The organism is Okeania sp. SIO3I5, from assembly GCF_010672085.1.
Classification (GTDB): domain Bacteria; phylum Cyanobacteriota; class Cyanobacteriia; order Cyanobacteriales; family Microcoleaceae; genus Trichodesmium.
Genome location: NZ_JAAHHT010000093.1, coordinates 4681 through 21019, shown reverse-complemented (window position 1 = coordinate 21019; position 16339 = coordinate 4681). Strand labels below are relative to the sequence as shown.

Below are 16339 nucleotides of genomic sequence, written 5' to 3'. Positions count from 1 at the left end.
CGCCAAGCTAATCTTAATCCTGATGCGATTGAGGGAAATAAACTAGATAATAAATGAGGATAATATAAATCTACTAATAAATTTTTATCGGAATTTTAAAAGTATTAGCCATTTCTAAAAGCTGTGAATTAATATTTCTCACACCTTCCACAGCTCCAATAAATATAATTGGTAAAGTAGCAACAGCAACAGTAAAGATTGCCGTCGAATTACCAGTACCAAACCAAAGTAATGCAATTACAATCCAAGCAATAGGTGGTACTCCTTGCAAAGCACTAATTAAAGGTCTAATAGCCCGACTAATAAAAGGTTTAATACCAGCTATTATTCCTAAAATTTTTAACATCAAATTCATTAGCTGAAAAACAGGTTTCATGGTCTTACTTTTGAAAACTGGCGAACTAAGTCCTAAATTCATTGCAATTGGATTTGGATCGACCTTAAATATATTATTATTACCATCTAAAAACAATAAAGGATGAACTTGTTCAGCATCAACAAATTCTTTTCCGTACCAACCACTAGCTTCTAACAAACCATCCATTGGATGATTTGTAGGAAATTCATATCCTTGCCACCTACCTATCAGAAACTCTAAGTTTACCGACTCTAACTCATCAAAAAATTTTAAGGCTTCCTCCGTACTAGCTCTTCCATTTTCCAGAGTTGTATTTAATTTTTCTAAAGTGTTCATTTTATACCAATTTTATAAACCTAGTCTACACTACTTATCTTATAGTGAAATGTCAAATAATTCCTGAAATTGCTGTAAGATAAAATTTTTAAGTCTATAAAATCTTACTTTTAATTTTTTAGAACTTACTCAGAAACCGGGTTTATCGACGAAATTGCCTGGTTTAAAGAACAAGAATTAGGGCAATAAACCCGGTTTCTTGTTTTGATGCTTCATTAATAGACTTCGTGGCAGTTGTCAAGGAATAGGGAATAGCGGTGCGACCCCGCGACGACGACAGCTCGCTTGCGGTCGGACCCCGCGACGACGACAGCTCGCTTGCGGAACGCCGACCAAGAGAGGGAACGCGCACCAAGAGAGGGAATGAAATTGTTGATTTCATATCTGGAATTGATTTCATTTTTGATTTTTGGAGATATCTAATGGATAATTACCTCTCCCTTTTAGTCAATCCTTTCCCTAAAAGGAAGAAATTTATTTTTTTCCCTATCCCTGGGGAAGCTAACAAAGCTGAAATATTTAATTATTTAATTATTTAATTATTTAGGGCTTGCTTATTAAATATAAAAGCATTGACAGATAAAAGTTTGAGATTTTTTAACTCTTGAAAAAGTACAAAGTTTTCCTTCTAAAAAGCTCAAAAAGTGAGGATAAAAGGGTTGACTTAGGAAGAAAAATAAAGGGATAATTCTTCCTCCTGCCTTCTTTAAATTCCCCATTACTCCTGTCTCCTGTCTCCTGTCTCCTACCCCTACCAGTAAACTTTATTCAGCAAACCCTATTTAATTATTAATTATTCGGTAAGTCCTGTTTTAATTTTTGACTTTTGACTGTCAGATGTGCGTCTTACATTCTCAGAACTTACGCATTTTTGAGTTCTAAACACTACATATTTATAACGTTATGGTTTTTGAACCCTATATGACGCTATATATAGTGTCTCTGCGTAAGTCATGATTCTATTCGCTCTGGGTTTCTGCAGGAAGTGGAGACCTCAGAATTACCCACTCGATGCATGAATTTTGTGAAACGGTATTAGCGTCTTGGTTACTTGCTATAGAAAATAGTATATTTGTATTATGACTGATAGATTGATTTTCTTTAGAGCATTGACTTAATCAAAGAATAACGATATAATACGTCATTAAGCATACTTTTAGACAAGCTAGGTTCACTCATACATGAAATCCATCAGAACCAAACTTAAATTAAATAATAAGCAAAAAACCATGATGGCTCAACACGCAGGTTATAGCAGATGGTGTTATAATTGGGGGTTAAGTTTATGGAATGCTGCTTATAAATATGGTTACAAGCCCAACGCCCGTAAGCTAAGAGAGGTTTTTACCAATCACACAAAACATAAGCATCCCTGGATGAAAAACTTGTCGTCTAGAGTTTATCAATACGCTTTCATAAACTTAGGTGAGGCATTTAAGAGATTCTTTCAAGGGCTGGGTAAATATCCAAGATTTAAGAGAAAAGGTAGGTCTGATTCTTTCACAATAGATAATTGTGGAAAACCAATAGAACTAAACGGATGGAGCCACAAATTACCTTTTATTGGTATTATCAAAACTTATGAACCCATTGAGGCAAGAACTAAAAAAAGTAGACAAGCGGGTGATTGGTATCTTAGCTGTAGCTATGAATTTAATGTCATAACTACACCAAAAAAAACTGATGTAGTAGGTGTAGATTTAGGAGTGAAAACTTTGGCTACACTAAGTGACGGAAAAGTATTTGAGAGTGTGAGATCATATCGCCAGTTTGAAGCTAAGTTATCCCGACTGCAATACCTAAATCGTCATAAAGAGGTAGGCTCTGCTAACTGGAAAAAGGCACAACGTAAGATAGCCAGATTGCATGGAAAAGTAGCTAATATCCGTAAAGACGCACTTCATAAACTGACAACATACGTAAGCCAAGAACCACGGCAGAGTTGTCATTGAAGATTTGAATGTTACTGGTATGCTAGCCAACCATAAACTAGCTAAATCAGATAGGAGATAGTGATTTTATGAGTTTAGACGACAGCTAGAATATAAAACTCAGTGGTACGGCTCTGAATTAGTAGTCGTTGATAGATTTTTTCCATCATCAAAGACTTGTTCTAACTGCGGTCACGTCCAAGATATGCCATTAAACGTGAGAACTTATGATTGCCCAGAGTGTGGCTTATCAATCTTCGCCAAGATTTAAACGCCAGTATAAATTTGAGAGATGCGGTCGGGCAAGACCCGTGAATGCCTGTGGATGAGTAACCGCCGACGGCCTCAGTGGAAGCAGGAAGTAAACATCAAATTGTCACTTTATGTGACGCTTTGTATCAGTTTTATAGAGCAGTTAAGGATTATCTTGATTAGTCAGGAAAAAATTATTTATTTGTGTGAGGCGAATTATATGCACCGAATATTAAAAATAAAACAAATCCTCACTGGCACTTTGGCAACAATGGCCAGTATTACCATTATTTCAATTGGGAATATACAGAGTTCCTCAGCAGCAGAATCTGATACTCAATCTTTGCAAGAACTCTATGAGATGCGCGATCGCGTAGTTAATAAATTAGAATCTCTGCCTACTCCTAGAAAAAGATTATTCTTTTCTGAGGAAAATCAAGCAATATTAGAAAAACAAGAAAACTTGGTTCAAAAGTTACAAGAAATTGATGTTCAAATCTTAGTTGAACAGCGAGCAAATGATAATTGGAGACAAGCATTAACTCTAGGTGCGCAAGCTGCTGAAGTGGGAGTATCTCCAAATCCAACTGTTAAAAGTAGGGAAACAGAAAAACATCTCTGGCAACAAGCTATTTATAACTTAGAGGAAATTCCTGACGATTCATTAATCGGAGAAAAAACTAATAAAAAAATCAAAGAATATAAGCGTAGTCTTTATGATTCTTCTTATCAATTAAATCTAACTAAATCTAACTTTTTAGATAAAATTCGTAAAGAAAGTGGTCTATCAAGTAGAGCTACAATTACTATCTGTAATTTACGCAGAGAATGTTTAGACTTAAATGGTAATAAACCTCCAGCAAGTCCAGCAAGTTTAATCAAAGTTCCCGTTGCTGTTGCCTTGATGCAAAAAGTATCTCAAGAAAATATTAGTTTAGATACTCCTGTTTATGTGAGTCGAGGCAATTTTACCGAAGATGCTTCACAAATTCGGGCGAGAAAACGTTATCCCCTAAAAACTTTAGTCGGACAAATGATTGACCATAGTAGTAATATTGCCACAAATCAACTAATTGATTATTTAGGGCAATCTTATATTAATAAAGTTCTCAAAAATGATGGTTACAAAGTTATTCGGGTCAACTATAAATTAATGGGCAACCGTATTAGACCCAAAAATCCAGGCAAAGGTCGTAATCGTTTGACTAGCAATGAACTGACAGATATGATGGTCTCAATATATAACAATGAGTATCCAAATTCCGGTGTATTGATACAAGCATTAGCTAATCAGAAAGATAGGTTATTGGGATATGCTGGTTTAGAAAAATTGCCAGAAGTTGAATGGTTAGGTGAAAAGACTGGAGAAAATTCCCGCGCTCTAGGTACTACTTTGGGGTTGAATATTAATGGTGAAGTTTATGTAATGACTGTAATTGATAGTCGTGGGGGACGAGATCCTCAAATTCGTAAATGTATTAATAAGTTGGCAAAATATCTGGTTGATAATGATGGTTTGCTTTAATTAATGGATAATTGATAATGATGATTTGCTGTAGATAATGAGAAACCGGGTTTGTCGGAGGTAGGCATTTAAAACCAACCCGGTTTCTACGCTTTTTTGTACCGATAATAACAGTGAATTTTTCAAGGTAAACTGATAGATTTATAACTGAAATTATTAGGAGTATCAATATGTCTGTTCAAGAAATAGAAGCAATTAATATCCCAGAAAAACAGGATATTAAGTTGATGAATTTAGAGGAATTTTGGGACTGGCATCCTGATAGTTATGGTCGGTAATTAATGGATAATTGATAATGATGATTTGCTGTAGATAATGAGAAACCGGGTTTGTCGGAGGTAGGCATTTAAAACCAACCCGGTTTCTACGCTTTTTTGTACCGATAATAACAGTGAATTTTTCAAGGTAAACTGATAGATTTATAACTGAAATTATTAGGAGTATCAATATGTCTGTTCAAGAAATAGAAGCAATTAATATCCCAGAAAAACAGGATATTAAGTTGATGAATTTAGAGGAATTTTGGGACTGGCATCCTGATAGTTATGGTCGGTAATTAATGGATAATTGATAATGATGATTTGCTGTAGATAATGAGAAACCGGGTTTGTCGGAGGTAGGCATTTAAAACCAACCCGGTTTCTACGCTTTTTTGTACCGATAATAACAGTGAATTTTTCAAGGTAAACTGATAGATTTATAACTGAAATTATTAGGAGTATCAATATGTCTGTTCAAGAAATAGAAGCAATTAATATCCCAGAAAAACAGGATATTAAGTTGATGAATTTAGAGGAATTTTGGGACTGGCATCCTGATAGTTATGGTCGGTAATTAATGGATAATTGATAATGATGATTTGCTGTAGATAATGAGAAACCGGGTTTGTCGGAGGTAGGCATTTAAAACCAACCCGGTTTCTACGCTTTTTTGTACCGATAATAACAGTGAATTTTTCAAGGTAAACTGATAGATTTATAACTGAAATTATTAGGAGTATCAATATGTCTGTTCAAGAAATAGAAGCAATTAATATCCCAGAAAAACAGGATATTAAATTGATGAATTTAGAGGAATTTTGGGACTGGTATCCTGATGGTTATGGTCGGTTTGAATTACATAATGGAGAGGTTTTTCAAGTGCAACCTACTGGAACTCACGAACAAGTAGCTGGTTTTCTGGTTTTGGAACTAGGTGTAGAAATTAAACGTCTAAAATTGCCTTTTTTTATCCCTCGACAAGGATTAATTAAAGCCATAGATTCAGATAAATCTGCTTATATTCCTGATGTAATGGTATTAGATTCTAATGCTATTAAAGCGGAAAATCCCCCCCAACCCCCCTTTGAAAGGGGGGAGGTTGAACCAATGTGGAAAAAGCGATCGACTATTACTCAAGGTACGAGTATTAAATTAGCAATAGAAGTAGTAAGTAGAAATTGGCAAGATGACTATTTAATAAAGCTGGCAGAATATGAAAAATTAGGGATAGGTGAGTATTGGATAGTTGATTATTTAGGGTTAGGAGGAAGGCGCTATATTGGAGACCCGAAACAACCAACAATTTCAGTTTATCATTTAGTAGAAGGTGAATATTCACTAAATTTATTTAGAGGTCAAAATGTAGTCGCTTCCCCGACTTTTCCCAAACTTAATTTGACCCCAGAACAAATATTTCAAATCGGACAGTAATTTAATTTATTAGTTATCAGTGTTTGAGCCTATTTTCTCCATTATTTTAGATAGGAACTCAAAGCAAAATCCAAAACCTGAATAATAAAATCTACATCTGAATCTCCACAATACTGCTGTAATAAAACTCGAAAAAAAATGTAGAGACCTTCCCTAGAAAATCCCTACAATGTTTTAATCTCTGAAGGTTAAGAATCACCTTCTAAAAATCTAGACAATTCTCGACACGCTCCTCATCTTTCGGGTAGTGAGATTGGTGCCAATTGGGGTATCACATCTTGTCCTCCATAACCTTCTGTATTTACTACTTTCAGATTATTCATCATGCCCCTGTCTTCGTGGAATAGTATATGGCAGTGATAGACAAATGGACCAGTAATGAAGGGATTGACAAAGGGAATACGGACTATAGTTTCACTGTGTGCAGGTAAGTTAATTACATCCCGATATCCTTGGGGTAGTAGAGGACATTTGTATTGCTTATTACTCCCACTACCTACTTCCCTACACCTTCTGTAATCTGAATAATCCCAATATTTCTGATCATATGGCAGTATTAGCCTTCTGTATTTCCCTACTTTGTAGTCATTGTAAGTGCAGGTCTTTTGAATCTGCACACCAGCACATGGATTTTGATCGAGAGTAACCTCAGTCACTACGAAATCAAGCTGGTGTATGTGGAAAACGTGGGCAAAGTCACTGATATTGATCAAATGCCATTCTTCTAGGTCTCCTACCCGGGAAATTTTATCTATTCGGTTTGCATCATATAGTTCTTGGAATTTAAGTGGGGGGTTATTTCCATCTACACCACTAATATTTTGTTCCTGCTGAAATCCTTTAAGAAAAAACTTCGGAAAGCTTTGGCTAAAATAAAAGTAACGTTTCTTGGTAAGCGGATCGCTATACAAAGTCGATGGAGTTAGGCAATCATCATTGACAAAATCTTCACTCCTAATTTTACACTCTTTTATCTTATAACCATTTTCTGGATAATAACCATCAAATAGTGTTTCGGGGTTCGGCAATATCTTGTCTACTTCAGGAATATTATCTCGTCCAGTTTGACTTGTTGGCTCCTGTCTTTCAATGTAGGTATATAAGTCTTCACGAGACTGTTGACAATTAGTCCTGTCAATTGGAAGACCTAGTTTATAACCTTTTTCGTCTCTATAGCATACTTGAGAGCCTTCTACATTAACAGTTGCTAACAAGTAGCTTTTCTTCTGAAAACCTGGTGTCACCCACTTTTCCCCTTCAGTCAAGCCAGTAGTAACGTCTGAAACAAGATTATATGTACTGTTTCGGTTTTGTGTGTAACCTCCTACAACAAGAACCTCTACCCGACTAGCAGCAGGCAATAGAACCGAGTCGGTTGGTACTACCTTTTCAACAAAATCAGCATCCCGCGCCAAGATATAAAAATTTGGTTTACTGTTGGGGCGAGCAAAAGCAGGATTTTTCGTATTTGTTTCTTCCAGAGCAATATTCATGTACTGATTCGACCCGACGTTTGCCATGCGCCACAACTGAACTTCTCCAGGCCGAATTGTTATTTGAGGATTAACTTGACCATTAACAGTTAAACAATCACTACCAGTTGTGCCTAGAATGTCATTAAAATCCTTGAACATCATTACTTTTTGACGTACGGAAAACTTCTCAGGTTCTGGTGGTATTGTTGGTGGTTTATAAGTATAAGCTTTAATTCCCTTTTCTTCATCAAGAATCGTGTAATACTCATTACTCCCCTTAATAATAATTCCACCCGACAAACCACCCCGAACCTGCTCATCGCTGAGTGAATGGGCATGGGAATGATACCAAAATAGTCCCGACTGATGAACGTATGGAATCTTGACATCCATCTTGTACTCAGTTATTGGACCACCATATTTAGGTTTGGCTGGATTATCATCTGGATAATAACCACCATCCTGCAAGCTAGGAGGAGTTTTATTAGAGGGAACATCCACCAAAACATCATCAGCTCCCAGTAAAGGCGATACGTTGAAGCCATGATAATGAATGTTGGTGTATTGAGATACACTCTCTAAATTTTCTTTTGTTGGTGGTAGTTCTCCCGCCAATGGAACATTTACTGGTAAGTTATTGATAAGGTTCAGGTGAATGGAGTTAGGTCTCTGGTTCTCTTTATCGCTAGGATCTACTACTATAGTTGGTGGAGTATAGGTTCCAACCATATTCTTTCCAAACACCTTCTCACCATCTTGTGTCTGTACTGCAATAAGTGATATTACTTCCTTAACCCTTCCAGGTAAACTATTATCATCATTAACATCATCATCTCTAACAATAGTTACTCTGCGATCGTCTTTATTAAAGTAAGTAGTCTTGTAGAGGTAACCATCGTACCCATCGTCAGCAAACGCACTTCCATCTCCATCTAAGTAGAATTTGTCCCGAACTGCATCTAAGGTGATTGTACGATATTTAGGATCATTACTGCCATTAGGGTATATTGTATCCGCGTATGCAAATGGCGGATTTTGAAATTCTGGCTGTTTTGTTTGATTTTGACGCTGAAGTGTACATGAATTCACAAAAGGTTGTACCTTAACATCAGCAACACCTCCTCCAGCAAAAGCTTCTGCAGCAAAAGCTTCTCCTGTAAAGGTACTGACAGAAATAAACGTGCCCACTAAGAACACAATCAGTACCCTGCGTAAGAACAGGTATAAATGGTTCATAGATTCATTACCAATACTTCATAATAATAAGTCTTACATTTTGTCAAACTTAATGCCAAGTTTTGTTAATAAAAATTCATATTAGGGATTTTGGGTATTCTACCAATTTGATAAATGCTTGCTACAAATAGTTATAGTTAGGGGACTTATTAGGAGTCAGGAGTCAGGAGTCAGGAGTCATAATAAATGGCTTTAAAACCATGTTTTAGGTCATAAATTATCTTTTTTGTCAAATAAGCATATTCTTAAAAGTCTTTTTATTACTCTTACTATTCGTAACATTCTTTTTTTAAAATGGTATTATTTAGGCCATATTTTAATACTCCAGGATAGCCATTTTTGTATTCAGAAGTAAATAGTAAGCCAAAATTTTCTATCAAACTAATCTTGCAGTATTAAGAATTAAGAACTAAAAGCAAAATCCAAAACATGAATAATAAAATCTACATCTGCTTTTGCAATGCAAAGTGGTGGTTTAATTTGTAAAACCCACGTTCCGCACGTCAAGAGCGTAACATCAAAAGTAGCATAAAAAATGGTAGCTTGATAAGTATTTATACTGTACAAATCATCTTCATTGAGCTTTCTGTTCAGTCAAATTTTCAGGGAAATACTAAGTATAAATATTTAACAGAGCCAGACAATTAGTCGGCATCACTTCCTACTGACTACTGTACGGACGTTGCATAACAAAAATGCGTTTTCTTATAGGGAATGCTGCGCAAACATGTCGCGCAGCGTTAACGGAGTTGTGCTTTAGCTAAACGTCCCTACGACTATTGACTACTCATCTTTGATACTACATTTTGTCGTGCGGAATGTAGGGTAAAATATTACGATATAAACCACCTTTTCCAATAATTAATCCTAAAATCTTTAGATACTTCGTGAATTTGGATGGAGAAGATTACTATTATTAGTATTTACAGATTTACAAAAAAACTTATTTACTTATTTTTGTTTAGTACATCAGTACAATTAAAGAGTTAAGGTGTTGGTAATTTTGGCTATAATTTTTCTTGAAATTGCGATTGCCTGAACCCTAATTAAAAAGGATTTTATATTTTACAAATTTAGATTTCATCGCTTGATTTACCAACGCCAAAATTTTAACTGTATACTGGGAAAAGTTGTATTATTAACCAATCTTGAAAGATAACGAACTGGTGGGAAAAAGTTAATGTTTCGGCAGCAGTAGCAGGTGTAATCGTTGCAGCTGCAGGAATAGCTATAGGAACAGTGTGGAATCAAGAGATTAGATGCTTGGTTAATTCATCAGGAAATAATTGTTCAAAAAATATTTTCTGTATGAAAAATACTAGAATACAAGCTGGGAGTAGTGAGTCTTATGATAGTGATTGGAAATGTGTAAAAGAATCTACGATAAGTGACTGGATAGAGCTAGGAGACGACAAACTGTGGCAAAGTTACTTAAAATTTAAAGCTGAAAGTCACCTTAAATCTCCCAACATTAAAATTTGTGCTTTTTACAGTAGATATAATTCTGCTGGTAATACAATAAAGGAAAATAAGTGCAGTGAAAAATCCAGTAATTATGAAAATGAGATATATTTAGGAGATGATAGATGATAAGGGTTGGATCAATCATAAATTGGCTTTTACTATTTCTAGTCCAAAGAATTATCAAATCTGTTTAAAGTTGCGAAAACAAGAGAAAAGGGAAAATCCAAACCTAGGAAAAATGCTTTCAACTGGCTGGATATGTAATAGTGAGAACCCTGATAATTATATTGATTTAGGTGACGATAAAAAATACTATAATCAACAGTTAAGATTTAAAATCATCAAGCAGTAAGTAGGGCTTGCTGATTAAATATCAAAGCATTGACAGATCAAGGTAAATGCCTTTTTAGGTCTTGAAAAAGTACCTAATTTTCAACTCTTCATGCTCAAAAATTAGCATTTTTGGCAAGAGTTGGGCAGAAAAATTACTCCCCTACTCCCCCGCTCTCCTACTCCTTAAAAAAAAAGACTTTTTTAGCAAACTCTAATTATTCATTAGTACCGATTTAGATTAATTATTATTCATAAGAACTAAAAGCAAAATCCAAAACTTGAATAATAAAATCTATATCTGCTTTTGTGATACAAAGTGGTGGTTTAATCCGTAAAATATTACGATATAAACCACCTTTTCCAATAATTAATCCTAAATCTTTAGATACTTCGTGAATTTGAGATGTAAGTTCAGAGTTTGGTTCTTTTGTTTCCCGATTTTTAACTAAGTCAATACCAACCATTAATCCACAACCACGAACATCCCCAATACATTCATATTTTTCTTGTAAATTGTGAAGACCTTTAATTAAATAATCTCCAACTAAAGAACAATTTTGTTGTAAATTTTCCCTTTCAATTGTCTCTAAAACTGCCTTACCTGCTGCACAAGCAACCGGATTTCCAGAAAATGTATTAAAGTGCATTTTTTGAGTAAATGCTTGAGCAATTTCGGGTGTTGTTACAACCGCAGCAAGAGGTAATCCATTACCAATACTTTTAGCTAAAGTGACAATATCAGGTTTAATATTGTGAATTTCAAAACCCCAAAAACCTTTACCAGTTCGACAAAAACCAGTTTGTACTTCATCAATAATTAATAATCCTTTTGCCTGATGAACATAATCAGATACTTTCCTTAAATATCCATCTGGATAAACTATTACTCCGCCCATTCCTTGAATAGATTCAGCAAAAAAAGCAGCAATTTTTCCACAGGTTGCATATTGAATAATATTCTTAATTTCATCAGCATATTTATCAGCAACATTACTATCATTATTATTCCAAGGACCTCTATAAACATCAGCATTTAAAGCATGATGAATCCCAAAATTATGAGGTGGAGAATATTTCCAACTGCTTTGAGATGTTAATCCCATAGTATTGCCACTCATACCATGATATCCATTGCGGAGGGTAATTATCTCAAAATTTTCCGTATAAACCCTCGCCATTAACATTGCTAAATCATTAGCTTCTGCACCAGAATTAACAAAATAAACCATTGATAAATCATATGGCATTTTATCTACTAACATTTTGCTATATTCAGCAATTGTTGGATGTAGATAAAGTGTAGTTAAATGTTGCAATTTTGCTGATTGTTCTTGTACAGCTTTAACAACATGAGGATGACAATGACCAACATTAATTGTTGCTATTCCTGCAAAGGCATCTAAATAACGTTTACCTGTTTCATCAAAAACATATTGCATCGAACCTTCAACAATCATAATTGGTTGTTGATAGTAGGTGGCAACAACTGGATTTATGTATTTTTTTCTTAATTCAATTACTTGTTGTTTTGAAAGACCAAGATATGGAGTAGGTTGATAATTATAGGTTGGAATAGATGGTATGTTTTTGGCAAGTATTTTGTTAGTCATTATGAAAATATTGTGCTTAAATTTTGTCAGTATTTCCTGCAATGTTGCGCAAACAGCTATTAGTAGTCAGCTCTTGCTTCGGAATACTACGCAAACAGCTTTCTTAATTAGGGCTTGCTGAAAAAGTATGCTTGGGGTTTGGTAGGAGTCAGGAGACTCGAGACTAGAGACAGGAGAAATGGGGAATGAGCGAGTTGCTAGTCGGATATTTTATCCCTTGGTTTTTCTACCTCGCGTCAACCCTTTCATCCTAACTTTTTTAGCTTTTTAGAATAAAAACCCTGTACTTTTTCAATACCTAAAAAGGCTTTAGGCTTTTTAGATAAATGCTTTGATATTTAATCAGCAAGCCCTAATTAATAAAATAAAAATTCGTTTAACTTAAATTACATTTTCAACTAGAGAATTGAAACACAAATTTGAGTTTTCAACCCATACAAATCAAGTTAATGAAAAATCAAGTTAATGAAGCTGAATAGCTGACAGCTAAATGCTGAATGCTAACTAAATTTTTAAGTAAGTATAATATTTGCCTTGGTTGATATCTTTTTCTATAAATCCTGCTTTTTCTAGCATCATCGTACAGGTTTTATGACTGAGCAATTTAAGTTTTAGTGTTTGTTTTTCTAGTAACTCGTCATTTTGATAAAAAAGATAATCAAGAATAGCATAACGTTCATTTTCAATTAATTCAGTAGTCGCAATTCTTTTATGAACAATACCATTATCTAATTCTACTAAATTGTCTCCATAAGCATTAGAAGAACTAATTATTAGTAGACTTCCTGCTTGAAGATGTTTAGCAACACAATCAAAGCTTTTCTGTATATCTTCAGAACTAAAAATATGACTAGCGAGCATTGTTTCTGAATCATAATTAACAAACGTCCAAGCACCACCACGAGAATAAGCAACATCGAATTTTTTACCAATATCTAATTCAGCAACACTTTGACAATATAAATCAACTTTTTTTCCTAATCTTTTTTGAGCTTCTTCCAATAAAGATTCACTCGTATCAATTCCAGTTATTTTGTAGGCAGGTTCAATTTGCAGTAAATTTTCTACTATTAAACCAGTGCCTATTCCTATATCCAATAAATCTCTAGCTTCCCCTATAATTTCAGCAAGTTCAGTAGCAATTTCATAATAGTTTCTATTTTGTTGGACAAATTTATCATAAAATTTTGCCAGTCCTTGGTATTGATCGTTCATATTTCAAATTTATCCTATTTATAAATTATGGTTTTTACTGATTTACAGCACTTTTTAAAGTAGTTAGTACAAAACTGTACTAATCTTTTTTTCCTATTCCCTCGAGCTGTAAAACTTTGTATCTTATCAACTCGAAAACTGCCGTCAATTAATTTAACTCCTTAGTCCATCTATTGAACTTTTCCAGAGTTGGAGTATGAATATAACCATGTTTTTTAGATAAAAACTTTGCCCCTGTTTCTGTTCCCATTTCTGTAATTATTCTGGCAAAACCAGCATTTTTAGTTACTTGATGAACTTGATCAACAATAGAATTTAGCACCTCATGGCGGAACCTTGGGTGTAATTCGATAGTAAACATCCAACCTAGATCGCAGTCTTCTTTCCCTTCTGGTTTATAAGTCGGAATAACAAAAAAAGCTCCCAGAATATTGTTATCTAAATCCAGTGCAATAATATGCTTTATACCTTCTTGATCAGGTTCTCGAAGATTTTGTAAAGTATGTTCTGCTGGACGAGTCCTGACAAAGTTATCATTAAACTCTGAATCTGCAAATACTCTATATAAAATTGCGTCAATCTCATCCCAACGATTGAGGACAAATTCACTATCGACAACTTCTATTCTATAATCTCTTTTTTGTTTATTTAACTGAACTTTATTATCAGTTTTCTCTAACATAATCTTGTTTATATCCTTAGTGATTAATGGTGCTAAAAACTTGAGAACTATTTTCTTGGGTAAGAATACTTCAAAACTGCAATTTATCACCCAAATAATATTGACGTACTAAGCTAAGTATTTTGTTAGTTATTATCAAAATATTGTGCTGAAATTTTTAAGTAGTTTTTAAGTAGGTATAATATTTGCCTTGGTTGATATCTTTTTCGATAAAGCCAGCTTTTTCTAGCATCATTTTACAGGTTTGATAACTGAGTAATTTAAGTTTTACTGTTTCTTGCGTTAATAACTTTTCATTTTGATAAAAAAGATAATTGAGAATAGCATAACGTTCATTTTCAATTAATTCAGTAGTCGCAATTTTTTTATGAACAATACCATTATCCAATTCTACTAAACTATTTCCATAAGCATTAGAACAACTAATTATTAGTAAACCTCCTGGTTGAAGATGTTTAGCAACACAATTAAAGCTTTTCTGTATATCTTCAGAACTAAAAATATGACTACCGAGCATTATTTCCGATTCAGAATTAAGAAACGTCCAAGCACCACCACGAGAGTAAGCAGCATCGAATTTTTTACCAATATCTAATTCAGAAACACTTTGAGAATATAAATCAACTTTTTTTCCTAATCTTTTTTGAGCTTCTTCTAATAAAGGTTCACTGGTATCAATTCCAGTTATTTTGTAGGCAGGTTCAATTTGCAATAAATTTTCTACTATTAAACCAGTACCTATTCCGATATCCAATAAATCTCTAGCTTCCCCTATAATTTAAGCAAGTTCACTAGCAATTTCATAATAGTTTCTATTTTTTTGAACAAACCGATCATAAAATTTAGCAAGTACCTGGTATTGATCGTTCATTTGTTTAATTTCTACCATGTAAAAATTATATGATTTGCTAATTTACCAATCAATAATGGATAATTAATACCCAGAGATTTAAAGCACTTTTTAAGATAATGAGTACAGTTTTGTACTAATTTAATTCTTTAGTCCATCTATTGAACTTTTCCAGAGTTGGAGTATGAATATAACCATGTTTTTTAGATAAAAACTTTGCCCCTGTTTCTGTTCCCATTTCTGTAATTATTCTGGCAAAACCAGCATTTTTAGTTACTTGATGAACTTGATCAACAATAGAATTTAGCACCTCATGGCGGAACCTTGGGTGTAATTCGATAGTAAACATCCAACCTAGATCGCAGTCTTCTTTCCCTTCTGGTTTATAAGTCGGAATAACAAAAAAAGCTCCCAGAATATTGTTATCTAAATCCAGTGCAATAATATGCTTTATACCTTCTTGATCAGGTTCTCGAAGATTTTGTAAAGTATGTTCTGCTGGACGAGTCCTGACAAAGTTATCATTAAACTCTGAATCTGCAAATACTCTATATAAAATTGCGTCAATCTCATCCCAACGATTGAGGACAAATTCACTATCGACAACTTCTATTCTATAATCTCTTTTTTGTTTATTTAACTGAACTTTATTATCAGTTTTCTCTAACATAATCTTGTTTATATCCTTAGTGATTAATGGTGCTAAAAACTTGAGAACTATTTTCTTGGGTAAGAATACTTCAAAACTGCAATTTATCACCCAAATAATATTGACGTACTAAGCTAAGTATTTTGTTAGTTATTATCAAAATATTGTGCTGAAATTTTTAAGTAGTTTTTAAGTAGGTATAATATTTGCCTTGGTTGATATCTTTTTCGATAAAGCCAGCTTTTTCTAGCATCATTTTACAGGTTTGATAACTGAGTAATTTAAGTTTTACTGTTTCTTGCGTTAATAACTTTTCATTTTGATAAAAAAGATAATTGAGAATAGCATAACGTTCATTTTCAATTAATTCAGTAGTCGCAATTTTTTTATGAACAATACCATTATCCAATTCTACTAAACTATTTCCATAAGCATTAGAACAACTAATTATTAGTAAACCTCCTGGTTGAAGATGTTTAGCAACACAATTAAAGCTTTTCTGTATATCTTCAGAACTAAAAATATGACTACCGAGCATTATTTCCGATTCAGAATTAAGAAACGTCCAAGCACCACCACGAGAGTAAGCAGCATCGAATTTTTTACCAATATCTAATTCAGAAACACTTTGAGAATATAAATCAACTTTTTTTCCTAATCTTTTTTGAGCTTCTTCTAATAAAGGTTCACTGGTATCAATTCCAGTTATTTTGTAGGCAGGTTCAATTTGCA

General features: G+C 33.9%; 11 protein-coding genes and 1 pseudogene. 4 read left to right on the top strand and 8 right to left on the bottom strand.

Annotated features, from left to right (window positions below):
* Positions 1-73: 73 nt before the first annotated feature.
* The gene (locus F6K40_RS20420) at positions 74-694 is read right to left on the bottom strand and encodes a GXWXG domain-containing protein (protein ID WP_293138942.1); all 621 of its coding nucleotides are present in this window, start codon (positions 692-694) and stop codon (positions 74-76) included.
* A gap of 1181 nt (positions 695-1875) precedes the next feature.
* Here F6K40_RS20420 and F6K40_RS20415 point away from each other — a divergent pair.
* The 3 genes and pseudogenes from F6K40_RS20415 to F6K40_RS20400 all read left to right on the top strand — a co-directional run bounded on the left by F6K40_RS20415 (position 1876) and on the right by F6K40_RS20400 (position 6093).
* Positions 1876-2940, top strand: a pseudogene (locus F6K40_RS20415) (RNA-guided endonuclease InsQ/TnpB family protein).
* Positions 2941-2950: 10 nt separating this feature from the next.
* A complete protein-coding gene (locus F6K40_RS20405) occupies positions 2951-4402 on the top strand; it encodes a serine hydrolase (RefSeq protein ID WP_293138940.1) in 1452 nt (483 codons plus the stop codon).
* 1004 nt (positions 4403-5406) lie between these two features.
* Positions 5407-6093, top strand: coding sequence for a Uma2 family endonuclease (locus tag F6K40_RS20400; protein ID WP_293138939.1), 687 nt, complete (start codon positions 5407-5409; stop codon positions 6091-6093).
* Between the two features lie 233 nt (positions 6094-6326).
* Here F6K40_RS20400 and F6K40_RS20395 read toward each other — a convergent pair whose 3' ends face one another.
* A complete protein-coding gene (locus tag F6K40_RS20395) occupies positions 6327-8765 on the bottom strand; it encodes a multicopper oxidase family protein (protein ID WP_293138938.1) in 2439 nt (812 codons plus the stop codon).
* Positions 8766-10043: 1278 nt separating this feature from the next.
* On the opposite strand from F6K40_RS20395, the gene F6K40_RS20390 reads away from it, so the two are divergent.
* Complete coding sequence (locus F6K40_RS20390) at positions 10044-10394, top strand: hypothetical protein (protein ID WP_293138937.1); 351 nt, start codon at positions 10044-10046, stop codon at positions 10392-10394.
* Between the two features lie 452 nt (positions 10395-10846).
* Here the strand turns inward: F6K40_RS20390 and F6K40_RS20385 are convergent, their stop codons facing one another.
* The 6 genes from F6K40_RS20385 to F6K40_RS20360 all read right to left on the bottom strand — a co-directional run.
* Complete coding sequence (locus F6K40_RS20385) at positions 10847-12211, bottom strand: aspartate aminotransferase family protein (protein ID WP_293138936.1); 1365 nt, start codon at positions 12209-12211, stop codon at positions 10847-10849.
* Between the two features lie 504 nt (positions 12212-12715).
* Positions 12716-13426, bottom strand: a complete 711-nt coding sequence (locus tag F6K40_RS20380; protein ID WP_293138935.1) for a class I SAM-dependent DNA methyltransferase — start codon at positions 13424-13426, stop codon at positions 12716-12718.
* 148 nt (positions 13427-13574) lie between these two features.
* Positions 13575-14108, bottom strand: coding sequence for a hypothetical protein (locus tag F6K40_RS20375; RefSeq protein WP_293138933.1), 534 nt, complete (start codon positions 14106-14108; stop codon positions 13575-13577).
* A gap of 157 nt (positions 14109-14265) precedes the next feature.
* Positions 14266-14862, bottom strand: a complete 597-nt coding sequence (locus tag F6K40_RS20370) for a class I SAM-dependent DNA methyltransferase (protein ID WP_293138934.1) — start codon at positions 14860-14862, stop codon at positions 14266-14268.
* A gap of 232 nt (positions 14863-15094) precedes the next feature.
* Complete coding sequence (locus tag F6K40_RS20365; RefSeq protein ID WP_293138933.1) at positions 15095-15628, bottom strand: hypothetical protein; 534 nt, start codon at positions 15626-15628, stop codon at positions 15095-15097.
* Positions 15629-15785: 157 nt separating this feature from the next.
* Positions 15786-16339, bottom strand: a 554-nt coding sequence (locus F6K40_RS20360) for a methyltransferase domain-containing protein (RefSeq protein WP_293138932.1), incomplete at its 5' end; no start/stop codon positions are given.